The organism is Nocardia sp. NPDC004068 (assembly GCF_042874315.1).
Lineage (GTDB): Bacteria > Actinomycetota > Actinomycetes > Mycobacteriales > Mycobacteriaceae > Nocardia.
Genome location: NZ_JBIAMW010000004.1, coordinates 332,102 through 357,922, shown reverse-complemented (window position 1 = coordinate 357,922; position 25,821 = coordinate 332,102). Strand labels below are relative to the sequence as shown.

General features: G+C 71.7%; 1 protein-coding gene (running past both ends of the window). It reads right to left on the bottom strand.

Every position in this 25,821-nt window falls within one protein-coding gene, locus tag ACFYTQ_RS12325, for a non-ribosomal peptide synthase/polyketide synthase, read on the bottom strand. The gene is 43,785 nt long; 2,236 of those nucleotides lie to the left of the window and 15,728 to its right, leaving coding positions 15,729-41,549 in view (codon 5,243, partial, through codon 13,850, partial); the first complete codon in reading order (the gene reads right to left) occupies positions 25,818-25,820. Both codon boundaries (start and stop) fall beyond the window edges.

The following is a 25,821-nucleotide window of genomic DNA, read 5'->3' as shown; positions in this document are numbered from 1 at the left end:
AGCGCCGCGACCCACAGGTCGGCGAATTCGGCCACCCGCTCGCGGGTCAGCAGACCCGTCGGGAAGGCGAACGAGGCGCCCAGGCGCGGGCCGGCCGCGCCGTCGGTGACGATCGCGTTGATATCGATCGTCGCGTTGGCGGGCATGTCGGTGTCCATCTCGGCGTCGAGACGACCCAGGTCGGCGGTCGGCACCCAGCCCAGCTCCGCGAACCGCGACACCGCGTCGCCGTCCGCGCCCGCGACGCGGCCCAGGTAGTTGAAGCTGATCTGGCCCGCGCCGCCGAGCTGATCGGCGGTCTCCGGATTGAGGTAGCGCAGCAGGCCGTAGCCGAGCCCCTTGTCGGGCACCGCCAGCAGCTGCTCCTTGATCGACTTCACGACCTCGCCCAGGGCCGCGCCCCCGGCGAACGCGTCGTCGAGGTCCGCGCCCGCCAGATCCAGCCGCACCGGGTACGCGCTGGTGAACCAGCCGACCGTGCGGGACAGATCCGCGCCCGGGACCACGTCCTCCTCGCGCCCGTGACCCTCGAGCTTGACCAGCGTCGCGTCGCCGTGGTCCGCGCCGCGCCAGCGCGACACCGCCAGCGCCAGCGCCGACAGCAGTCCGTCGTTGACGCCGCCTCGGTACAGGCCCGGGATGGCGGTCAGCACCGCGTCGGTGACGTCCTCCGGCAGGCTGACCTCGACCCGGTCCACGGTCGCGAAGGTGTCGACGACGGGATCGAACGCGCGGTCGCCCAGCAGCGGATCCGGCGTGGCCGAAACCCGTTGCCAGAACGGCAGTTCCGCGACCCGATCGGCATCGGTGGCCGCGTCGGCGAGGGCGTGCGCCCACCGCCGCATCGAGGTCCCGTTGGCGGGCAGGGCCACCGGCTGCCCCGCGGCCAGCTGCGACCACGCCACGGCCAGATCCGGGATGAGGATGCGCCAGGACACGCCGTCGACCACGAAGTGGTGCGCCACGACCAGGAGGACGTCCCGCCGCCCGGCGCCCTCGAACGCGAACCACACGAACTGCGCCATGGCCGCGTTCGCCGGATCCAATCGGCCCAGCGCCGCGTCGTATTCGACGCTCGCCCGCCGCGTCAGCTCCGCATCGGAGATGTCGCCCGGCAGGTCGACCCGGCGCACCAGCGCCTCGACGTCGACCGCGTGCCGGTCCAGCGCCTCGAAGACCCACCGATTCTCGGTGCGCCGCAAGCGGGTTCGCAGCACATCGTGGTGCTCGAACACGGCCGCGATGGTCGCGACCAGGGTCGGCCGGTCGATGCCGTCGGGCAACCGCAGCTCCATCGACTGCGAGAAGCGTTGGTAGGACGACCCGCTCGACAGGATCGAGCTCATGATCGGCGTCAGCGGGATCTCGCCCACGCCGCCGCCGGGCAGTTCCGGCAGGCGCTGCTGCTCGGTCTCCGCGCCGAAGGTGGCGATCTCGGCCAGGGCGGCGACGCTGCGCCGCTCGAACACGTCGCGCGGGGTGAACTGCACACCGCGCGCCTTGGCCCGCGACACCAGCTGGATGGACAGGATCGAGTCGCCGCCGAGGGCGAAGAACGAATCGTCCAGGCCCACCTGCTCCACGCCGAGCACCTCGGCGAAGACGGCGGCGATGACCGCCTCGATCTCGCTGGCGGGGGCGCGGAATTCGCGCGGGGCGAGTTCCGGTTCCGGCAGCGCCCGCCGATCCAGCTTGCCGACCGGGGTGAGCGGGATCTCGTCGAGCACCACGATCGCCGAGGGCACCATGTGCGGCGGCAGCGTGCGCGCCACGAACTCGGTCAACCGGGCCGGATCCACCGCGCGGTCCGGCGCGCCGAGCACGTAGGACACCAGAATCGTTGCGCCCGCGGCGGTTTCGCGGCCCATGGTGAACGCGAACTCGACGTCGGGATGGCGGCCCAGCACCGCGTCGATCTCGCCGAGTTCGATGCGGAAGCCGCGGATCTTCACCTGGAAGTCCGAGCGGCCCACGTAGTCGAGTTCCCAGTGCACCCGCGGCGAGGCCAGATTGCCGTGCCGCTCATCGGGTTCGGCGAACCAGCGCACCACGTCACCGGTGCGGTACATCCGGCTGCCCGGCGCACCCCACGGATTGGCGACGAACCGCTCCGCGCTCAGCCCGGCCCGGTTCTGGTAGCCGCGCGCCACCGCGCCGCCCGCCAGGTACAGCTCGCCCGCCACGCCCGGCGGCACCGGATTCATCCGCGCGTCCAGCACCAGCGCCGACATGCCGTGCACCGGCGTGCCGATGGTGATGTGGCGACCCGGGAACAACCGCGCGTAGGAGGAGATGATCGTGGTCTCGGTGGGGCCGTAGGCGTTGAAGTACTTGCGCCCCGGCTGCCACTTGGCCAGCAGTTCCGGCGTGGTGACGTCACCGCCGACGGAGGTGACCAGCAGCTGTTCCTGCCCGGCCGGATCCATCGTGCCCAGCACCGCCGGGGTGATGATGGTGTGGGTGACCCCCTCGGTCCGCAGCAGTTCGGCCAGATCGGGTCCGCCGATGATCGTGCCGGGCACGATGACCAGCGTGGCGCCGATGTAGAAGGCGCACACCCACTCCAGCACCGACGGGTCGAAGCTCGGCGAGCAGATGTGCAGGAACCGGTGTTGCGGTTCCAGCTCGTACAGTCCGGTCGCCACGTCGGCCAGTCCGCCCAAGCCCGCGTGGGTCACGGTGACGCCCTTGGGTTTTCCGGTCGAACCCGAGGTGTAGATCACGTACGCCGGATGCGACATGCGCAGCGGCGCGAGCCGGTCGGCGTCGGTGATCGGGTCCGCCGATTCGGCCGCGCACAGGGCGTCGGTGGCCGGATCGTCGAGCAGCAGCCAGTCCACGTCGTCGGGCAGCCCGTCGACGTGCGCCGACCCGGTGATGCCGAGCACCGCCGCCGAGTCGGTGAGCATGTGCCGCACCCGGTCCTCGGGGTAGTTCGGGTCCACCGGCACGTGCGCGCCGCCGGCCTTGGTGATCGCCAGGACCGCCAGCACCATCTCGTAGGAACGCGGGAACGACACGGCCACAAGACGTTCCGGCCCGACTCCGCGGCCGATGAGCACCCGAGCCAGCCGCGAGGACTGTTCGTCGATCTCACCGTAGGTGATGGAACGCCCGTTGTAGCGCACCGCGATCCGGTCGCGGCCCAGCCGCAGCCCGTTGGTCATCAGGTCCGGCAGCAGCCCGGTCGCCATGACCTCGTCGCCGTGCACCTGGGTGAGCAGTTCGTATTCGCTCGCCGCCAGCAGCGGCAGGTCGCCGACCGGGGTGTCCGGCCGCGCCACGATCGCCTCGAGCAGGCGGCTGAACCGCTGCGCGAACACCTCGACCGTCGCGTCGTCGAAAAGGTCACGGGCGAACGAGAATTCGGCGTACATGCCGTTGGTCTCGTCGTCGGATTCCCGCATGGTCAGCGACAGGTCGAACTTGGCGATGTCGACGTCGAAGTCGACCGCCCGCACGTGCAGGCCGGGCAGTTCGAACGAGCTCTCCGGCAGGTTCTCGAACGACAGCGCCACCTGGAACAGCGGATGCCGCGCGGTGGAGCGCTCGGGTTCGAGCAGATCCACCAGCCGTTCGAACGGGATGTCGGCGTGGGCGAAGGCCGCCAGGTCCGCCTCCCGGGCGTGCGCCAGCAGTTCACCGAAGGTCAGCTCGCCCCGTACGTGGGTGCGCAGCACCAGCGTATTGACGAACATGCCGATCAGATCGTCGAGTTCGGCCTCGCCACGGCCCGCGATCGGGGTGCCGATCGCGATGTCGTCGGTGCCGGACATGCGCGCCAGGAACACCGCCAGCGCGCTGTGCACGACCATGAACAGCGTCGCGTTCTGCTCGCGGGCGACGCGTTGCAGGCCCTGGTGCAGCTCGCGGCGGACGGGGAACACGACGCGGCCGCCCGCGAAGGACTGCACGGTCGGGCGCGCCCGATCGGTCGGCAGGTTCAGCTCGTCGGGCACCCCGGCCAGCGCCTGACGCCAGTAGTCGGCCTGCTGCGCCAGCAGGCTGTCCGGGTCGTCGATCGGGCCGAGCAGATCGCGCTGCCACACCGAGTAGTCGGCGTACTGGACCGGCAGCGGGGCCCAGGCGGGCGCCTCGCCGGTCGAGCGGGACACGTAGGCCACCATCAGGTCCCGGGTCAGCGGTCCCATGGACCAGCCGTCCGCGGCGATGTGGTGGGCCACGAACACCAGGACGTGCTCGGTGTCGGTGACCCGGAACAGCCGGATGTGGAACGGGATCTCGGTGGTGACGTCGAATCCGCCGGAGACCAGCTTGGCCACCTCGGCGAGGACGCGGTCCTCGGACACCCGCACGGGGGTCAGGTCCAGCGGCGCCTCGGCGGGCGAGAGCACCTGCTGCACCGGGCCTTCCGGCGTTTCGGGGTAGATCGTGCGCAGCACCTCGTGCCGCACGACCAGATCCGCGGCGGCCTGCCGCAGCGCGGCCACGTCGAGGTCGCCGGACAGCCGGATGGCGACCGGGATGTTCTCCACCGACGACGAGGTGTCGAACTGGTTGAGGAACCACATCCGGTGCTGGGCCAGCGACAGCGGCACCCGGTCGGGGCGCGGCCCGGCGACCAGCGGCGGGCGGCCGCCCGCTCCGGCCTGCTGTTCGACCTTGGCGGCCAGGCCCGCGACGGTGGCGGCCTCGAACAGGGAGCGCACGGGGACGCGGGTGTTCAGGGCCGTGCCGAGGCGGGCGGCGACCTGGGTGGCCAGCAGTGAGTTGCCGCCGAGGGCGAAGAAATCGTCGTCCGCGCCGACCCGCTCCACCCCGAGCACCTCGGCGAACACCGACGCCACGACCTCCTCGATCGGCGTCGACGGCGCACGGAACACCGTGCTCTCGAACTCCGGCTCCGGCAACGCTTTCCGATCGAGCTTGCCGTTCACGTTCAACGGCAACGCATCCAACACCACGAACGCCGACGGCACCATGTACGACGGCAACGCCGTCGACAGGGCCGACTTCACCTGCGGCACATCGAGATCCGTGCCGGAAGGCACCAGATACGCGACCAGCCGATCACCGGTCCGCTCATCGGATTTGGCCAGCACGGCCACCTGAGCGATCTCGGGCAACGCCAGCAGCGCCGCCTCGATCTCACCGAGTTCGATGCGGAAGCCGCGGATCTTCACCTGGAAGTCGGTGCGGCCCCGGTACTCGAGTTCGCCCTCGTGCCAGGCCACCAGGTCACCGGTGCGGTACATGCGGCTGCCCGGCGCGCCGAAGGGGTTGGCCACGAACCGATCCGAGGTGAGGTCGGGCCGCGCGAAGTACCCGCGCGCCAGCTGCGCACCGGCCAGGTACAGCTCTCCGGCGACCCCGTCGGGCACGGGGTGCAGCCGCGAATCCAGCACGTACACCTGGCTGTTCCACTCCGGCGCGCCGATCGACACCGAGAGCGTGTCGGCGTCGGTCACCTCGTGCGTGGTGATGGAGACCGCGGCCTCGGTGGGTCCGTACAGGTTGAACAGCGCGATGTGCGGGTTGGCGGACCGCAACCGCCGCGCGGTCGCCGGGGGCAGCGCCTCGCCGATGGCGAGGACGCGGCGCAGCGAACGCGCCAGGGTCCCACCGGATTCCACCAGCAGCGCGTCGAGCATGGAGGGCACGACGTGCAGCGTGGTCACGTTCTCCCGGACCATCAGGTCGTTCAGGTAGGCCGGATCGCGGTGGCCGTCGGCCGTGGCGATCACGAGCCGCCCGCCCGACACCGCCGCCGACCAGAACTCCCACACCGACAGGTCGAAGGTCGCCGCGGTCTTCAACAGCACCGCGTCGTCCACGCCCAGCCCGAATTCGGCCGTCTTCCACAGCAATTGGTTGACCACGGCCGCGTGCGGCACCGCCACACCCTTCGGCCGCCCGGTCGAACCGGAGGTGAAGATGACGTACGCGGTGTGCTCCGGCCGCAGCGGACGCACCCGCTCGGCGTCGGTGACCGGGGTGTCCGCGAGTTCGCGGGCGGTCAGATCCTCGAGCCACACCACGGGCGCGATGTCGGTCTCGAAGCCGACGGCCGCGTCGGTCAGCACGCAGACCGGGGCCGAGGTCTCCAGGATGTAGCCGGTGCGCTCGGCGGGCTGATCCGGATCGACGGGCACGTACGCGCCGCCCGCGACCGACACCGCGTACATGGACACGACCAGATCCGTCGAGCGGCGGAACGCCAGCGCCACCCGCGACTCCGGGCCCACGCCCAGCGAGATCAGATGGCGCGCAAGGCGATTCACGCGGCGCGACAGTTCAGCGTAGGTGAGTACCGCGCCGTCGGGACCGATGAGCGCGACCGCCGTCGGGTTGGTCGCCGCGGTGGCGGTCAGGAGCGACGCCAGGGTCGCGTCCCCGCCTTCGGCGGGACCATGAGGGGGCCGCAGGCCGTGCCCGGTCGCGTTGCGGGCCTCGACCACCTCGGCGCGCTCGGCCGGGGCGAGCAGCTCGATATCGCCGACGGGCGTGCGCGGGGCGGCGATGATCGTGCCGAGCAGCCGCGTGAACCGATCCACGAAGCCCTGCACCGTGTCCCGCTCGAACATGTCGGTGGCGTAGGTGAAGAACCCGGTGATGCCCTCCGGCTCACCGGTCTCGCCGTAGCGGTCGGTGGCGATCAGGTGCAGATCGAACTGCGAGATCTGGGTGTCGAAGTCCAGTCCCGCGACCCGCAGGCCGGGCAGTTCCAGGCTGGACTGGGCCAGGTTCTGGAACGACAGGCCGACCTGGAACAGCGGGTGCCGCGCGGTCGAGCGGACCGGGTTGAGCACCTCGACCAGCCGCTCGAACGGCACGTCCGCGTTGGCGAACGCCTGGATGTCCACCTCGCGCTGGCGGGCCAGCAGTTCGGTGAACGGCTCGTCGGCCGTCATCCGGGTGCGGAACACCAGGGTGTTGACGAACATGCCGATCAGATCGTCGAGCACCGCCTCGCCGCGCCCGGCCATCGGGGTGCCGATGGCGATGTCGTCGGTGCCCGACAGCCGGGCCAGCAGCACCGCCAACGCCGTGTGCACGACCATGAACAGGGTCGCGCCCTCGGTGCGGGCCAATTCGATGAGCGCCCGGTGGGTTTCGGCGTCGATGCGGACGTCGACCTTGCCACCGGCGAAGGACTGCACCGGCGGACGCGGGCGATCCGAGGGCAGATCCAGCTGATCCGGCAGCCCGGCCAGCGCCGTCTTCCAGTACTCGACCTGCTTGGCCGCCAACGATTCCGGATCGTCGTCGCTGCCCAGCAGCTCGCGCTGCCAGATCGAGTAGTCGGCGTACTGCACCGCGAGCGGCGCCCAGTTCGGGGCCTCCCCGATCGAGCGGGCCGCGTAGGCGATCATCAGGTCCCGGGTCAGCGGGCCGACCGAGGAACCGTCGCCGGAGATGTGGTGGACCACCATCGCCAGCACGTATTCGTGTGCGGCGCCGTCGAGTTCGAACAGCGCGATCCGGACCGGCACCCGGGCGGTGACGTCGAAGACCGTGTTGGTCAGCGCGACCACGGCCTCCTCGACGCCGTCGAGCGCGACCGTGCGCACCTCCAGCTCCGGAACCGCTTGCGCGGCGGGCAGAATCACCTGCACCGGGCCGTCGCCGGTCTGCGGGTACACCGTGCGCAGGATCTCGTGGCGGGCGACCAGATCCGCGATCGCCGCGCGCAGGGCGGCCACGTCCAGTTCGCCGGACAGCCGCACCGCGATCGGCACGTTGTAGGCCGCGGACTGGGTGTCGAAGCGGTTGAGGAACCACATCCGCTGCTGCGCCAGCGACAGCGGGATCCGCTCCGGCCGCGGGCCCGCGGTGAGCGCCTTGCGCCCGCCCGCGCCCGCGTGCTGCTCGACCCGCACCGCCAGCGCGGCGACCGTGGACGCCTCGAACAGCATGCGCACCGGCACTCGGGTGTTGAGCGCCTCGCCCAGCCGGGCGGCGACCTGGGTGGCCAGCAGCGAGTTGCCGCCGAAGGCGAAGAAGTCGTCGTCGCGTCCCACGCCGCCGTGCTCGATCCGCAGCACCTCGGCGAAGACGTTCGCCACGATCTGCTCGATCGGCGTCACCGGGGCCCGGAACACCGCCTTCTCGAACACCGGCTCGGGCAGCGCCCGGCGATCCAGCTTGCCGTTGGCGTTGAGCGGCAGGGCGTCCAGCCGCATGAACAGCGACGGCACCATGTAGGACGGCAGTTCGGCCGCGAGCGCCGATTGCAGCGCCTGCTTGTCGAGTTCGCCGGGCCCGCTCGCCACCACGTACGCCACCAGCCGGTCGCCGGTGTGCGGATCGCTGTGCGCGAGCACCGCCGCCGCCGAGACGGCGTCCTGCCGCAGCAGGGCCGCCTCGATCTCGCCGAGTTCGATGCGGAAGCCGCGGATCTTCACCTGGAAGTCGGTGCGGCCCAGGTACTCCAGTTCGCCGCCGGCGGTCCAGGCCACCAGGTCGCCGGTGCGGTACATGCGGGCGCCCGCGCCGTCCCCGAAGGGGCACGCCACGAACCGGTCCGCGGTGAGGTCCGGCCGCCCGAAGTAGCCGCGCGCCAACTGGGCGCCGGCCAGGTACAGCTCACCCGGCACGCCCACCGGCACCGGCCGCAGCCGCGCGTCGAGCACGTAGACCCGGCTGTTCCACTCCGGCGCGCCGATCGACACCGACACCTCGTCGGCGTCGGTGACCCGGTGGCTGGTGATCGACACCGCCGCCTCGGTCGGGCCGTACAGGTTGAACAGCTCGGCGGCGTTGGCGCGGCGGAACCGCCGCGCGGTCGCCGCGGGCAGCGCCTCGCCGATGGCCAGCACCCGGCGCAGCGAATCGCTCAGCGTCCCACCGGCATCGGTGAGCAGCGCGTCCAGCATGGACGGCACGACGTGCAGCGTGGTCACCGAGGTGGTGAGCATGAGCTCGTTCAGGTACGCCGGATCGCGATGCCCCTCGGGCGCGGCGATGACCAGCCGCCCGCCGCACACCGCGGCGGTCCAGAACTCCCACACCGACAGGTCGAAGGTGGCGGCCGTCTTGAGCAGGATCGCGTCGGCCGGACCCAGATCGAATTCGGCCGTCTCCCAGCGCAACTGGTTGACGATCGCGCCGTGCGGCACCGCCACGCCCTTCGGCCGACCGGTCGAACCGGAGGTGAAGATGACGTAGGCGGTGTTGTCCGGGCCGAAGCCGCGCACCAGCTCGTCGGAGGTGAGCGGGGTGTCGGCGTATTCCGCGAGATCCAGTTCGTCGAGCCGGACCGCGCCGGGCGCGTCGAACTCCTCCGCCGAGGTGGTCAGCACGCACGCCGGGGCGGCGGTCTCGAGGATGTAGTCGACGCGCTCGGCGGGCAGGGCGGGATCGATCGGGACGTAGGCCGCGCCGGTGCGGGTGACCGCGTACATGGCGACGACCAGATCCACCGAACGCCGGATGGCCAGCGCCACCCGATCCTCCGCGCCCACCCCGCGCTCGACGAGGTGCCGCGCCAGCCGGTTCACCCGGGCGTCGAGTTCGCGGTAGGTCAGGACCTGTTGCGGCGCACCGGAACCCGTCTCGTCGGCGACCAGCGCCACGGCGTCGGGCTGCGCGGCGACCGAGGCGTCCAGCAGTCCGGCGAGCGTGCCGGAGGGGAGGTCCCGGGTCGTCTCGTTCCAGGCGCGCAGGATGCGGGCGCTCTCGTCGGCGTCGAGCAGATCGATATCGCCCACCGGCACCGCGGTGTCGGCGATGATCGCGTCCAGCACCCGCACGAAGCGGTCGGCGAAGCCCTGCACCGTCGACTCGTCGAACAGGTCCACGGCGTAACCGAATTCGGTGACGATCTCGGCCGGGGTGCCGTCCTCGTGGTACCGGTCGTAGAGCGTGACGTGCAGATCCGTCTTGGCCAGCTGCGAATCGAAGTCGACCGCGCTCACCGACAGGCCGGGCAGCTCGAAGGCGGTCTCGGCCAGGTTCTGGAACGACAGACCCACCTGGAACAGCGGGTTGCGCGCGGTCGAGCGCACCGGGTTGATGACCTCGACCAGCCGCTCGAACGGGACGTCGGCGTTGGCGAACGCCTCGAGGTCGCGCTCGCGCACCTCGGCGAGCAGCGCGTCGAAGCCCGCGCCGCCGTCGACCCGAGTGCGGAACACCAGCGTGTTGACGAACATGCCGATCAGATCGTCGAGTTCGCGTTCGCCGCGGCCCGCGATCGGGGTGCCGACCGCGATGTCGTCGGTGCCCGAGAGCCGGGCCAGCAGCACGGCCAGCGCGGCGTGCACGACCATGAACAGCGACGCGTTGTTGGCGCGCGCCAGCTCCTGCAACCGGACGTGCCGGTCGGCGTCGATCTCGAAGCGGATCGCCTTGCCCTGGAACGACTGCGCGGGCGGGCGCGGCCGGTCGGTGGGCAGCTCCAGCTGGTCGGGCAGTCCGTCCAGCGTCCGGGTCCAGTACGAGACCTGTTGCGCGGCAAGCGAATCCGGATCGTCCTCGGAACCGAGCACGGCGCGCTGCCACAGCGCGTAGTCGGCGTACTGCACCGGCAGCGGCGTCCACTGCGGCGCCTCGCCCCGCACCCGGGCCATGTAGGCGGCCATGACGTCGCGCGCCAGCGGGCCCATCGAGGAGCCGTCGGCCGCGACGTGGTGCACGGTGAAGGCGAGCACGTGCTCGTCGGTCCCGGTGACCTGGAACAGCGCCACCTTCAGCGGCACCTCGGCGGTCACGTCGAAGGTGGTGAGCGCGAATTCGATGATGCGGCCGATGATCTCGGCCTCGTCGACCGGCTCCGGCGTCAGCGACGGCGCGGTCTCGGACGCGGGCAGGATGACCTGCCGCGGCCCCTCGGGCGAACTCGGGTAGGTCGTGCGCAGCACCTCGTGCCGGGCGAACACATCGCCGATGGCCTGCTCCAGCGCGGCCACGTCGAGCGTGCCCGACAGCCGCACGGCCAGCGGGATGTTGTCGACGGCCGAGGTGGCGGTGTCGAACTGGTTGAGGAACCAGTAGCGCTGCTGGGCCGGGGACAGCGGAATCCGTTCCGGCCGTTCGCCCGCCACCAGCCGCGGCCGATGGCGGCCGGTGCCCGCGCCCTGCTCGAGCCGGATCGCGAGCGCCGCGACCGTGCTGGCCTCGAACAGATCGCGCACCGCGAGCTGGGTGTCCAGGGCCGCGCCGAGCCGCGCGGTCACCTGGGTGGCGATCAGCGAGTTGCCGCCCAGTTCGAAGAAGTCGTCGTCCACGCCCACCCGGGCCAGGCCGAGCACGTCCTCGAAGGTGCCCGCCACGATCTCCTCGATCGGGGTGGACGGGGCGCGGAAGACCTTGGCCTCGAACACCGGCGCGGGCAGCGCCCGGCGGTCCAGCTTGCCGGAGGCGTTGAGCGGGAAGGCGTCCAGCACCACGAACGCCGACGGCACCATGTACGCGGGCAGTTCCTCGGCCAGCGCCGCGCGCACGGCGTCGAGGTCGATCGCGCCCGCGTCGGGCACCAGATAGCCGACGAGCTGATCGCCGAGCCGGTCGTCCGAGCGCACCACCACGACGGCCTGCGCGACCGCGGGCAGCGCGGTGAGCGCGGCCTCGATCTCGCCGAGTTCGATGCGCAGGCCGCGCAGCTTCACCTGGAAGTCGGTGCGGCCCAGGTATTCGATCTCCCCGGCCGCGGTCCAGCGCACCAGGTCGCCGGTGCGATACATGCGGGAACCGGACCGCCCCTCCCGGTCTCCGAAGGGGTTCGCCACGAACCGGTCGGCGGTCAGATCCGGCCGCGCGACGTAGCCGCGGGCCAGCTGCGCGCCCGCCAGATACAACTCACCCGCGACCCCCGGCGCGACCGGGTGCAGGCGCGAATCCAGCACGTAGACACCGGTGTTGAACACCGGGCGGCCGATCGGCACCGACGCCTGATCCGCCGCGGTCACCTCGTGATAGGTGACGTCCACCGCGGCCTCGGTCGGGCCGTACAGATTGTGCAGCCGCGCGCCCGTCAGCTCGATGAGCTGCTGCGCGGTCGTCGCGGGCAGCGCCTCACCGGAGGCGAAGACGTTGGCGAGCGTCGTGCACTCCGCGGCCTTCGGCTCCGCGACGAACACCGACAGCATGGACGGGACGAAGTGCGTGGTGGTCACGCCCTCGGCCGTGATGAGGTCGGCCAGGTACGCCGGATCGCGGTGGCCGTCGGGCTTGGCGACGACCAGGCGCGCACCGACCTGCAAGGGCCAGAAGAACTCCCACACCGACACGTCGAACGTGGCGGGCGTCTTCTGGAGGACCACGTCGTCCTCGTAGAGGTCGTACTCGTCCTGCATCCACACCAGGCGGTTGACGATCGCCTCGTGGCTGACGGCCACGCCCTTGGGACGGCCGGTCGAACCGGAGGTGAAGATGACGTACGCGGTGTTCGACGGGCGCAGCGGCGCGACGCGCTCGGCGTCGGTCACCGGATCGTCCGCGCGCGCGGACACGTCCAGGGTGTCGATCTCGAGCGTGTCGATCTCGATTCCGGCGGCGAACGCGTCTCGCGCCGTGGTCAATACGCACACCGGGCGCGCGGTCTCGAGCACGTACTGGTTGCGCTCGGCCGGGTTGTCCGGATCCAGCGGTACGTACGCGCCGCCCGCGACGGTCACCGCGTACATGCCCACGACCAGTTCGATCGAGCGCCGCATCCCCAGCGCCACCATCGAATCCGGGCCGACGCCCCGCGAGATGAGTTCGCGCGCAAGACGATTCACGCGAGCGGCGAACTCCGCGTAGGTGAGCGTCTCGCCCTCGAAGGTCAGCGCGGGCGCGTCCGGGGTCCGCTCGACCTGCCGCTGGAACATCGTCGCCAGGGTCAGCGGCGTGCTGCCCGCGGCCTTGCCCAGCACCACGCGGTCGATGTCGTAGGCGGTGGCGTTCCAGTTGTCGAGGACCTTGCGGCGTTCGGCGTCGTCGAGCAGTTCGACGTCGCCGACGACCACGGTCGGATCGGCGGCCACCGCCGCCAGCATCCGCACCAGCCGCCGCGCGAACGCCGCGACCGTGGCCGGGTCGAACATGTCGGTGGCATAGGCGAATTCGGCGCTCATGCCCTCGGCCGCGCCGTGCGCGTCGAAGCGTTCGGTCAGGTTCAGGTGCAGATCGAACTTGGCGGTGACCACGTCCAGCGGCACCCCGGCCACCTCGAGGTCGGGCAGTTCGAACGACGCCTGGCCGGTGTTCTGGAACGACAGCATCACCTGGAACAGCGGATGCCGCGCCTGCGACCGGGCCGGGTTGAGGATCTCCACCAGCCGCTCGAACGGCAGATCCGCCTGCCCGAAGGCCGTGAGGTCCGCGTCCTTGGTGCGGGCCAGCAGCTCGGTGAACGGCTCGCCCGAGTCGACGGCCGTGCGCAGCACCAGCGTGTTGACGAACATGCCGATGGCGTCGTCGAGCGCGGCCTCGCCGCGGCCCGCGACCGCGGTGCCGACGGCGATGTCGTCGCCGCCCGACAACCGGGCCAGCAGCGCCGCGAACACCGCGTGCACGACCATGAACAGGCTCGCGCCGTGGTCGCGGGCGAGGGCGTTGAGCCCGCGCACCAGGTCGGCGTCGATCGAGAACTCGTGCACGTCACCGCGACCCGACGCGACCGCCGGACGCGGCCGGTCCGAGGGCAGGTCCAGCTGGTCGGGCAGCCCGGCCAGCGTGCGCGACCAGTAGGCGACCTGCTGGGTGATGAGCGAGGCCGGATCGTCCTCCGAACCGAGGGTCTCGCGCTGCCACAGCGCGAAGTCGGCGTACTGCACCGGCAGCGGCGCCCAGCCGGGCTCCTCGCCGCGCGAGCGGGCCGCGTAGGCGATCATCACGTCGCGGGCCAGCGGCCGCACCGACCAGCCGTCGCCGGAGATGTGGTGCACCACGAAAACCAGGACGTGCGTGGGCCGTTCGGCGTCGGTGACGCGGAACAGCCGGGCGCGCACCGGAACCTCGGCGGTGACGTCGAATCCGGTGAGCACGACCTCGCCGACGCGATCGGCGATCTCGGCCTCGGTCGCCGGAATCGGTTCCAGCTCCGCGATATTCGTGCCGACCGGCAGGATCACCTGCACGCCCTGGCCCTCGGCGTCGGCCGGGTACACCGTGCGCAGCACCTCGTGGCGGTCGACCACATCGCGCACGGCGGCCCGCAGCGCGTCCACATCCAGCGTTCCGGTCAGCCGGACGGCCAGCGGGATGTTGTTGACCGCGCTGGCGGTGTCGAACCGGTTGAGGAACCACATGCGCTGCTGCGCCAGCGACAGCGGGATCTCCTCCGGTCGCGGTCCCGCGGTGAGTTCGCGGCGGCGGCCCGAACCCGCGTGGCTCTCCACCCGGGCGGCCAGCGCGCCGACCGTCGGGGCCTCGAACAGCACCCGCACCGGGACGCGGGCGTCCAGGGCCGCGCCGAGGCGGGCGGTCACCTGGGTGGCGATCAGCGAGTTGCCGCCCAGTTCGAAGAAGTCGTCGTCCAGGCCGACCGGCTCGCCCAGGCCCAGCACCTCGGCGAAGGTGTCGGCCACGATCTCCTCGACCGGCGTTGTGGGCGCGCGGAATTCGCGGGCCTCGAAGACCGGTTCGGGCAGGGCGCGGCGATCGAGTTTGCCGTTCGGGTTGAGCGGCATGGCGTCGAGCACCACGAGCGCGGCGGGCACCATGTAGGACGGCAGCCGCCCGGCCAGGTGCGCGCGCAGCGCGGCGACATCGATGTCGGTGCCCGCGGGCACGACGTAGCCGACCAGCCGATCGCCGGTGCGCGCGTCGGAGCGGACCAGCGCGACGGCCTGCGACACCGAATCGTGTTCGGTGAGCGCGGCCTCGATCTCGCCGAGTTCGATGCGCAGGCCGCGCAGCTTCACCTGGAAGTCGGTGCGGCCCAGGTAGACGATCTGGCCGTCGGCGGCCCGGCGCACGAGGTCACCGGTGCGGTACATGCGGGAACTGCCGTCCCCGTCCCCGAAGGGGTTGGCGACGAAGCGATCCGCGGTGAGGTCGGGGCGGCCGAAGTAGCCGCGCGCCAGCTGATCACCCGCGAGGTACAGCTCGCCCGCGACACCCGGCGGCACCGGATGCAGGCGGCCGTCGAGCACGTACGCCTGCGCGTTCCACACCGGCAGGCCGATCGGCACCGCGCCCTGCACGTCGTCGGCGACGGGCGCGTGCGTGGCGTGCACGGTGAACTCGGTGGGGCCGTACAGGTTGTACAGCTCGATCCCGGAACTCAGCGCCCGGAACTTCCGCACCGCGTCGGAGGTGAACGCCTCACCGGCGATCAGCAGCGCGCGCAGCGACGCCACCGCCTCGGGGGTCACCGCCGCGGCGAACACGGTCAGCATGGACGGCACGAAGGAGGTCATGGTGACCCGCTCGGCGGCGATCACCTCGGCCAGATACCGCGGATCGCGGTGCCCGTCGGGGCTCGCCACGACCATCCGGCCGCCGACGGCCAAGGGCCCGAACAGTTCCCACACCGACACGTCGAAGGTGGCGGGCGTCTTGAACAGCACCACGTCGTCGGCGTCGATGCCGTATTCGCCCGTGATCCAGCGGATCTGGTTGACCACCGCCGAATGCGGCACGGCCACACCCTTCGGGCGGCCGGTCGACCCGGAGGTGAAGATCACGTACGCCGGATTCGAATCCCGCAGCGGCGCAATCCGTTCCGCGTCCGTCAGCGGCGCGGCCGACCCCTCGCCGTCCTCGGCATCGACCCGCACCACGGGCAGCTCGCCCGCGGTGAAGTCGTCGGCGGCGTTGGTCAGCACACAGACCGGTCCCGCGGTGTCGAGCACGTACCCGATCCGCTCGGCGGGCTGATCCAGATCCAGCGGCACGTAACCGCCGCCCGCCTCGAGCACCGCGTACGCGGCCACCACGAAGTCCAGCGAGCGCCGAAGCCCCAGGGCCACCAGGGTTTCCGGCCCGACCCCGGCCGCGACCAACCGCCGCGCGAGCCGGTGCACCCGCTCGCCGAACTCGGCGTAGGTCAGGGTCCGCCCGGCCTCGCGGTCCACGACGGCGACGGCGTCCGGCGTGGCCGCGGCCTGCGCCGCGAACAGCTCCACCAGCGTGGCGCCCGCGCCGAGCTCGTGCCCGGTCGCGTTCCAGCCGCGCAGTTCGTGCAGCGCCTCCCGCGCGTCCAGCAGCGGGATGTCGCCGACCGGCCGGTCCGGCGTCGCGGCCAGCGACTTGAGCAGGCGGGTGAACCGCCGCGCGAACTGCGCCACCGTATCGGCGTCGAAAAGGTCGGTGGCGTAGATGAATTGGGCGTCGATGCCCGCGCCCGGCTCCTCGGTGAGCACGAGTTGCAGATCGAATTTGGCGGTGTCGATGGGCAGGTCGACGCCGCTGACGGTCAGCCCCGGCAGCTCGAGCGAACTCTGGCCGAGGTTCTGGAACGCCAGCATCACCTGGAACAGCGGATGCCGCGCCTGCGACCGCGCCGGATTCAGGATCTCCACCAGCCGCTCGAACGGCAGATCGGCGTGCCCGAAGGCGGCGATGTCGCCGGTCCGCACGTCCTGGAGCAGATCGGTGAACGAGGCGCCCGGCTCGATCTCGGTCCGCAGCACCAGCGTGTTGACGAACATGCCGATCAGATCGTCGAGCGCCCGCTCCCCGCGGCCCGCCACCGGCGTGCCGATGGCGATGTCGCGCTCGCCCGACAGCCGCGACAGCAGCACGGCCAGCGCGGCGTGGGTGACCATGAACAGCGTCGCGCCGCGCGCGCGGGCCAGCTCGGCGAGCCGCGCCTGGATGTCGGCGTCGATGCGGAACGAGTAGGTCGCGCCGCGGCCGGAGGCCACGGCCGGACGCGGCCGGTCCGCGGGCAGGTCCAACTGCTCGGGCAGCCCGCGCAACCGGTCGCGCCAGTACGAGATCTGCTGGGCGATAACCGATTCCGGGTCCTCCTCGCGGCCCAGCACCGCCCGCTGCCACAGCGCGAAGTCGGCGTACTGCACCGGCAGCGGCTGCCAGGCCGGTTCGCCGCCGTCGACGCGGGCGCCGTAGGCGGTCATCACGTCGCGGGTCAGCGGTCCCATGGAGAAACCGTCGGCCGAGATGTGGTGCACCACCAGCGCGAGCACGTGCTCGGTGGGGCTGACCTCGAACAGCCGGGCCCGGAACGGCACCTCGGCGGTGACGTCGAAGCCGGTCAGGAACAGCGCCGAAAGCGCGTGCGGCAGTTCGGCCTCGGTGACCTCGACCGGGGTCAGGTCGGGGATGACCCGGGCGGTCGGCACGACCTCCTGGTAGGCCGTGCCGTCGGCCTCCGGGTAGTAGCTGCGCAGCGACTCGTGCCGCGCGAGCACGTCGGCGACGGCGATCTGCAACGCCTGCCGGTCGAGCAGGCCCGAGAGCCGCACCGCCGCCGGGATGTTGTCCACGGCCGATTCGGGATCGAAGCGGTTCAGGAACCACATGCGCTGCTGGGCCAGCGACAGCGGCACCCGATCCGGGCGCGGCTGCGGCGTCAGCGCGGCGCGTCCGCCCGCGCCCGAACCGGATTCGGCGCGGGCCGCGAGCGCGGCGACGGTGGAGCCCTCGAAGATCTCGCGCACGCCCAGGCGCATGTCCAGCGCGGCCGACAGCCGCGCGGCGACCTGGGTGGCGATGAGCGAGTTGCCGCCGAGCGCGAAGAAGTCGTCGTCCAGGCCGACCCGCTGCACGCCGAGCACCTCGGCGAACACCCCGGCCACGATCTCCTCGACCGGTGTGGTCGGGGCCCGGAACACCGCGGCCTCGAACACCGGCGCGGGCAGCGCCTTGCGGTCCAGCTTGCCCGAGGCGTTCAGCGGGAACTCGTCGAGCACCAGGAACACCGACGGCACCATGTAGGCGGGCAGGCGTTCGGCCAGCTGTTCGCGGACATCGTCGACGTCCACCGAAAGCCCTTGTGCGGGAATCACATACGCGACGAGCTGATCGCCGGTGTGCGCGTCGCCGCGGACCAGCACCACCGACTGGGCGATCTCGTCCAGCGCGGTCAGCGCCGATTCGATCTCGCCGAGTTCGATGCGCAGGCCGCGCAGCTTCACCTGGAAGTCGGTGCGGCCCAGGTACTCGAGTTCGCCGTCCTCGGTCCACTGCACCAGGTCACCGGTGCGGTACATGCGAGAACCGCTGTCCCCGAACGGACTTGCGACGAACCGGTCCGCGCTGAGGTCCGGCCGGGCCACGTACCCGTGCGCCAGCTGGACGCCCGCGAGATACAGCTCACCCGCGACACCCACCGGAACCGGCCGCAGGCGGCCGTCCAGCACATAGACCTGGGTGTTGAACACCGGCCGCCCGATCGGCACCGACTCGGTGTCGGCGTCGACCACCCGGTGATAGGTGACGTCGACCGCGGCCTCGGTCGGGCCGTACAGGTTGTGCAGCTCCGCCCCGGTCAGCTCGCGCAGCCGATGAGCGGGCTTGGGCGACAACGCCTCACCGGAGGCGAACACCATCCGCAGCGAACCGCATTGCGCGGCAGCCTCTTCCGCGACGAACACCGCCAGCATGGACGGCACGAAGTGGGTGACCGTCACGCCCTCGGCGGCGATCAGCTCGGCCAGGTAGACCGGATCGCGATGCCCGTCCGGCTTGGCGACGACCAGCCGCGCGCCGATCTGCAAGGGCCAGAAGAACTCCCACACCGACACGTCGAAGGTCGCCGGGGTCTTCTGCAACACCACGTCGTCGGCGGTGAGCCGGTACGCGGACTGCATCCACACCAGGCGGTTGACGATCGCCGAATGCGGCACCGCCACACCCTTGGGCCGACCGGTCGACCCGGAGGTGAAGATGACGTACGCGGTGTCCGACGGCCGCAGCGGATGACGCCGGTCGGCGTCGGTGACGGGCTCGCCGGAGTGGTTCGCCAGATCCAGCAGATCGATGCGCACCTGCGCGGTATCGATCGGCAGATCCTCGCCGGAGGTCAGCACGCACACCGGATCGGCGGTGGCCAGGATGTACTCGGTGCGCTCGGCCGGATGATCCGGATCCAGCGGCACGTACGCGCCGCCCGCGACGGTCACCGCGTACATGCCGACGACCAGATCGATCGAGCGCCGCATACCCAGCGCCACAAAGGATTCCGCGCCGACGCCGCGTTCGATGAGCCAGCGCGCGAGCCGGTTCACCCGGTCGGCGAACTCGGCATAGGACAGACTCGTCCCCTCGAAGCCGACCGCGGTCGCGTCGGGGGTGCGGGCGACCTGGTCCTGAAACCGCGACACCAGGGTCGCGGTGGTGTCGAGGTCGAAGTCGGTGGCGTTCCACCGCTCGACCACCGTCTCGCGCTCCGCGGCGTCGAGCAGATCGATCTCGCCCACCGGCGCCTCGGGGTCGGCGGTGATCGCGGTCAGCACCCGCACCAGCCGGTCGGCGACGCGTCGAACGGTGTTCTCGTCGAACAGGTCCCGCAGATAGCCCGCCCGCACGCGCAGGCGGGAGTCCAGCTGCGCGATGAGGGTCAGCGGGTAGTGCGTGGCGTCGGCGGCGTCCAGGCCCGTCACGCTCATGCCGTCGATATCGGCGGCCTGGCGTTGCAGGCCCTCGGCGTCGACCGGGTAGGACTCGAACACCACGAGGGTGTCGAACAGCCCGCCGATCCCGGCCGCGGACTGGATGTCGGCCAGCCCGATGTAGTGGTGGTCGAGCAGATCGGCCTGCTCGCCCTGGGTCCGGGTGAGCAGCGCCCGCGCGGGCTCGGCCGGATCGAACCGCACCCGCACCGGGACGGTGTTGATGAACAGGCCCACCATCGACTCCACGCCCGCCAGCTGCGGCGGGCGACCGGAGACGGTGGTGCCGAACAGCACGTCCTCGCGACCGGTCATGCGGCCCAACAGGATTCCCCACGCCGTCTGGAGCACGGTGTTCGGGGTGACGCCCAGGCGCGCGGCCAGCTCGGTGAGCCGCCCGGTGGTGGTCTCGTCGAGTTCGAAGAAGTACTCGCCGGACAGGCTGGTGATCTCGTGCGCCGAATCGGGCCGGGTCAGCAGCGTCGGCTCCGACACCCCGGCCAGGGCGGTCGTCCACGCCGCCAGCGAGGCCGAATGATCCTGGCGCGCAACCCATTCCAGGAAGTGGCGGTAGGACCGCACGGCGGGCAGCGCGGCGGTGTCGCCGTGGGTGGCGTACAGCACCAGCAGATCCCGCATGAGCAGCGGCATGGACCAGCCGTCGAGCAGGATGTGGTGGTTGGACACGACCAGCGACCAGCGCTGCTCGGCCACCCGGATCAGGGTGAACCGGATCAGCGGCGGTTCGGCGAGGTCGAACCGGCGCATCCGGTCGGCCTCGATGAGATCGGTCGCGTCGCCGCCGCGGCGGCGATCGTGTTCGGCCCAGGTCACCGGCACGCCGTCGAGCACGACCTGCACCGGATTGCCGTGCGCGTCGGTCACGAACGCGGTGCGCAGATTCTCGTAGCGGTCCACCAGCGCCTGCGCGGCGGCCCGCAGCCGCGCCGCGTCCACGCGGCCGGTGAGGGTCAGCACGGCCTGCGCGGTGTAGACGTCCACCGATTCGGCGGCGAGCTGGGCGTGGAACAGCAGGCCACCCTGGAGCGCGGACAGCGACCACACGTCGGTCAGCTGCGGGAAGCGCCGCTCCCAGCTGTCGATATCGGTCTGCGCGACCCGCACCAGCGGGAAGTCGGACGGTGTGTGCCCGCCCGCGTCGGCCGAATCGGCGTGGCGGGCAACGGCTTCCAGCGCCCGCACCCACAGCGCGGCGAATTCGGCGACCTCGTCGGCGGCGAGCAGCGTGGTCGGGTAGCCGATCTGCGCGCTGAGCCGGTCCCCGGCCACGATGGCGTTGATGTCCAGCGGGGCCATGGCGGGCATATCGGCGTCGTAGGCGCCGCCCAGCTCACCCAGTTCGGGGGCGGGCACCCAGCCGAAGCCGCGCAACGCCTCGGGCACGCTGGAGTCGGAGACGCGGCCCAGGTAGTTGAAGCTCACCTGGCCGGGCAGCCGCTCCGGCAGCAGCGGCGCGGTCTCCGGGTTCAGGTAGCGCAGCAGGCCGTAACCCAGGCCCTTGTCCGGCACGGCGAGCAACTGCTCCTTGACCGCCTTGACCGCGCGGCCCATGGCGGCCCCGCCGGCCAGCGCGGCGTCGATGTCGATGCCGGACAGATCGAACCGCACCGGGAAGATCGCGGTGAACCAGCCGACCGTGCGCGACAGATCCGCGCCCGGCACCAGTTCCTCCTCGCGGCCGTGGCCCTCCATCCGGATGAGCAGCGAATCCGCCTCGCGGGCACGCCATTTCGCGACGGCCAGCACCAGCGCGGTGACCAGGCCGTCGTTCACGCCGCCGTGGAACAGCGCCGGGACGGTGGTCAGCAGCGAGCGGGTGACCTCGGGCGAGACCTCCACCCGATGCTTGTCGATCACCCCGGTGACGTCCACGGCCGGATCGAACGGCCGCTCGGTCAGCGGCGCGTCCGGTCCCTCGACCACCGCGCGCCACCAGTCCAGTTCGTGGCCGCGTTCGGCGGCGGCCCGCTCCAGCGCGTGCGCCCAGGTGCGCATGCTCGTGGCGGGGGCGACCAGTTCGGGGGTCTGCCCGGCCGAGAGCTGTCCCCAGACCGCGACGAAGTCGGGCACCAGGATGCGCCAGGACACGCCGTCCACCACCAGGTGGTGCGCGACGACGACCAACCGGCCCGCGCGGGCGGGGTCCGAGGGTTCCAGCCACACGAACCGGACCACCACGCCCGCCTCGGGATCGAGCCGGTCCAGCGCGGAATCCACGGCGGCGGAGGCGATCTCGAGCAGTGCGGCGTCGTCGGCTGCGGCGTCGAACTCGGTCCGCTCGATGAGCGCGTCGATGTCGACGGTGCCCGGGGCGGCGGTCTCGACGATCCACTCCGCGCCCGCGTGGCGGCGCAGCCGCGCCCGCAGCATGTCGTGCCGGTCGACGACCGCGCCGACCGTGGCCGCGATCCCGGCCCGGTCGATGCCGAGCGGAAGTTCCAGGGCGAGCAGCTGATTGAAGCGCCGGAACGAGCCGGGCCGCTCCACCATGAACCGCACCACCGGGGTGAGCGGCATGGGGCCCACGCCGCCGCCGGGCAGTTCCACCAGCGCGGGCGCGGAATCGCCACGGCCCTCGGCGGATTCGGCGACGGCGGCCAGTCCGGCGACGGTGCGCTGTTCGAACACGTCGCGCGGGCTGAAGACCACCCCGCGCGCCTTTGCCCGCGACACCAGCTGGATGGACACGATCGAGTCGCCGCCCAGCGCGAAGAACGAATCGTCCACGCCGACCCGTTCGACGCCGAGCACCTCGGCGAAGACCTCGGCGATGGTGTGCTCGACCGGGGTGCGCGGCGCGCGGAAGGTGACCTCGGTGGCGAAGACCGGTTCGGGCAGCGCCCGGCGGTCCAGCTTGCCGACCGGGGTCAGCGGGATCCGGTCGATCACCATGATCGACGACGGCACCATGTAGGCGGGCAGGCGCTGTTCGACGAATTCGGTCAGCACCGCCACGTCGATCGAATGACCCTGCGCGGCAACGACATACGACACCAGCGAGGTCGCCCCGGCGGAGCTCTTGTGGCCGACGGTGACCGCGAAGTCCACGCTCTCGTGCGCGGCCAGCGCGGCGTCGATCTCGCCCAGTTCGATGCGGAAACCGCGCACCTTCACCTGGAAGTCGGAGCGGCCGACGTATTCGACCTCGCCGTGCTGGGTCCAGCGCACCACGTCGCCGGTGCGGTACATGCGGGCGGTGCCGCTGGCCTCGTCGCCGTAGGGGTTGGCCACGAACCGCTCGGCGGTCAGGCCCGGCCGCGCGTGGTAGCCGCGCGCCAGTTGCACGCCCGACAGGTACAGCTCACCCGCGACGCCCACCGGCACCGGCCGCAGGCGGCCGTCCAGGATCAGCGACTGCATCCCGCGGATCGGGCCGCCGATGGTCACCGGATCGCCCGGCGCCAGCGGATCGCTGATATTGGTCATGATGGTGGTCTCGGTCGGACCGTAGCCGTTGTGGAAGCGGCGGCCCGAATCGTCCGGGGAGCCACCCCATTTCGCGACCAGATCGGCCGGGACGGCCTCGCCGCCCGCGACGATCACCTTCATGTCGGCGAGCGCGGCCGGATCCAGCGAGGCCAGCACCGACGGGGTGAGGAAGGTGTGGGTGGCCCGCTCGCGGCGGATCAGCTCGGTCAGCTCCTCGCCGCCGTAGACGCCCGGCGGGACCACCACGAGGGTGCCGCCCGCGCCGATGGCGAGCAGGAACTCCAGCATCGAGGCGTCGAAGCTGGGCGAGGCGAAATGCAGTGCGCGCGTGTCGGAGTCGACGTGGTAGCGCTCGTTCTGCTCGGCCCGGAAGTTGGCCAGACCGGCGTGGGTCACCACCACGCCCTTGGGCACGCCCGTGGAGCCGGAGGTGTAGATGACGTAGGCCGGATGCTCGGGCCGCACGGGCCGCACCCGGTCGGCGTCGGTGATCGCGGCCGCGCTGGACTCCGTGTCGTCCAGGTCGTCGAGCACGAGCCAGTCCACCGACTCCGGCAGTTCGCCGCGCACCGCCGACACGGTCAGACCGACCGGCGAACCGGAGTCGGTGACCATGTGCGCGATGCGGTCGGCGGGGTAGGTCGGGTCGATCGGCACGAACGCCGCACCCGACTTCGACACCGCCCATTCGGCCAGATACGACAGCTCCGAGCGCGGGATCGCGACGGCCACCAGATCCTCGGCGCCGATGCCGCGCCGAATCAACAAGCGCGCCAAGCGGTTCGAGCGCTCGTCCAGCTCGGCGTAGGACAGACTCCGCCCCTCGAACACGACCGCGGGCGCTGCCGGATCGATCGCGGCGGCCTCGGCCAGCAGCTCGGGCAGGGTGCGCGCGGGTTCGGCGGGCAGGCCGGCGCGGCGGACCAGATCGGCGCGTTCGGCGGCGTCGAGGATGTCGACGGCCCCGACGGCGATGCGCGGGTCGCGCGCGATGGCCTCCAGCACCCAGACCCAGCGCTGCACGATCTCCGCGGCGGTGGCCTCGTCGAACAGGTCGGTGGCGTAGGTCAGCGCCAGCGCCATACCGCCCTGCTCCGCGGCGATCTCCGACAGCGTGAACTGGAGATCGAAGCGGGCGAAGTTCTCCTCCAGATCCAGCGACGACACCGTGAGCCCGGGCAGTTCCAGGGTGGCGCGGTCGAGGTTCTGGAAGGCCAGCATCACCTGGAACAGCGGATTGCGGGCCTGCGAGCGCTCCGGCGCCAGCAGTTCCACCAGCCGTTCGAACGGCACGTCGGCGTTGGCGAACGCCTCCAGGTCGATATCGCGGATGCGGGCCAGCAGCGCGGTGAACTCCTCGGCGGGGTCCAGCCCGGTGCGCAGCACCAGCGTGTTGACGAACATGCCGACCAGGTCGTCGAGCGCGGCCTCGCCGCGACCGGCGATCGGGGTGCCGACGGCGATGTCGTCGCCGCCGGACAACCGGCCCAGCAGCACCGACAGCGCGCCGTGCATGACCATGAACAGCGACGAACCGTGTTCGCGCGCAACGCCTTCCAGCGCGCCCACGAGTTCGGGCGCGAGCGTGCGGTGCAGGGTCGCGCCGCGATGGGACGCGACCGCGGGCCGCGGCCGGTCGGTGGGCAGGGCCAGCTCGTCGGGCACGCCGTTCAGCGCGCGCTGCCAGTAGCCGACCTGGCGGGCCAGCAGCGACTCCGGATCGTCCTCCGAGCCGAGCACCTCGCGCTGCCAGATGGCGAAGTCGGCGTACTGCACCCGCAGCGGCGCCCAGCCGGGGGCGCTGCCCTGGGTGCGGGCGGTGTAGGCGGTCATCACGTCGCGGGCCAGCGGGGTCATGGAGAAGCCGTCGGCGGCGATGTGGTGCACGACCACGACCAGCACGTGCTCGTCGGCCTGCACCTGGAACAGCCGGGCCCGCAACGGCACCCGGTCGGCGACGTCGAAGCCGGTGGCCACGAATTCGGTGACCGCGGTGAGCAGTTCGGTGTCCTGCACCGGGTAGGCGCGCAGGTCCAGCGCGATCTGTTCGGCCGGGACCACCACCTGCATCGGGGTGCCGCCGTGCTCGGGGTAGCGGGTGCGCAGCGACTCGTGCCGCCGCACCACGTCGAACACCGCCAATTCCAGTGCGGCCGTGTCGAGTTCGCCGGACAGCCGGATGGCCAGCGGCAGATTGTAGGCCGCGGAGGTCTTGTCGTATTGGTTGAGGAACCACATGCGCTGCTGCGCGAACGACAGCGGCACCAGCTCCGAGGCGGAGCGGGCGCGCGCGACCAGGCGCGGGCGCGACTCACCGCCGGTGTGCGACTCCAGCCGCGCGGCCAGCGCCTCCACCGTCGGGGCCTCGAACAGCATCCGGACCGCGACGGTCGTGCCGAGCGCGGCGCCCAGCCGCGAGACCACGCGGGTCGCGACGAGCGAGTTGCCGCCCAGGGCGAAGAACTCGTCGTCCAGGCCGACCCGGTCGAGCTCGAGCACCTCGGCGAACACCCCGGCCACCGTCTCCTGCACGGGGGTCTCCGGCGCCCGGAACGCGCGCGACCGCGCCGCGGGGGCGGGCAACGCGCGACGATCGAGTTTGCCGTTGACGGTCAACGGGATTCGATCCAGCACCACGAACGCCGACGGCACCATGTAGGACGGCAGCCGGTCGGCCGCGCCCTCGCGGACCGCGTCGATGTCCGGCGCTCCCGTCGCCACCACGTACGCCACGATCCGCTGATCGCCGGGCTGGTCCTCGCGCACGACGACCGCCGCCTGCGCGATACCCGGCTGGGCCAGCACCGCGGCCTCGATCTCGCCGAGCTCGATGCGGAAGCCGCGCACCTTCACCTGATCGTCGGCGCGGCCGAGATACTCCAGCTCGCCGTGCCGGTTCCAGCGG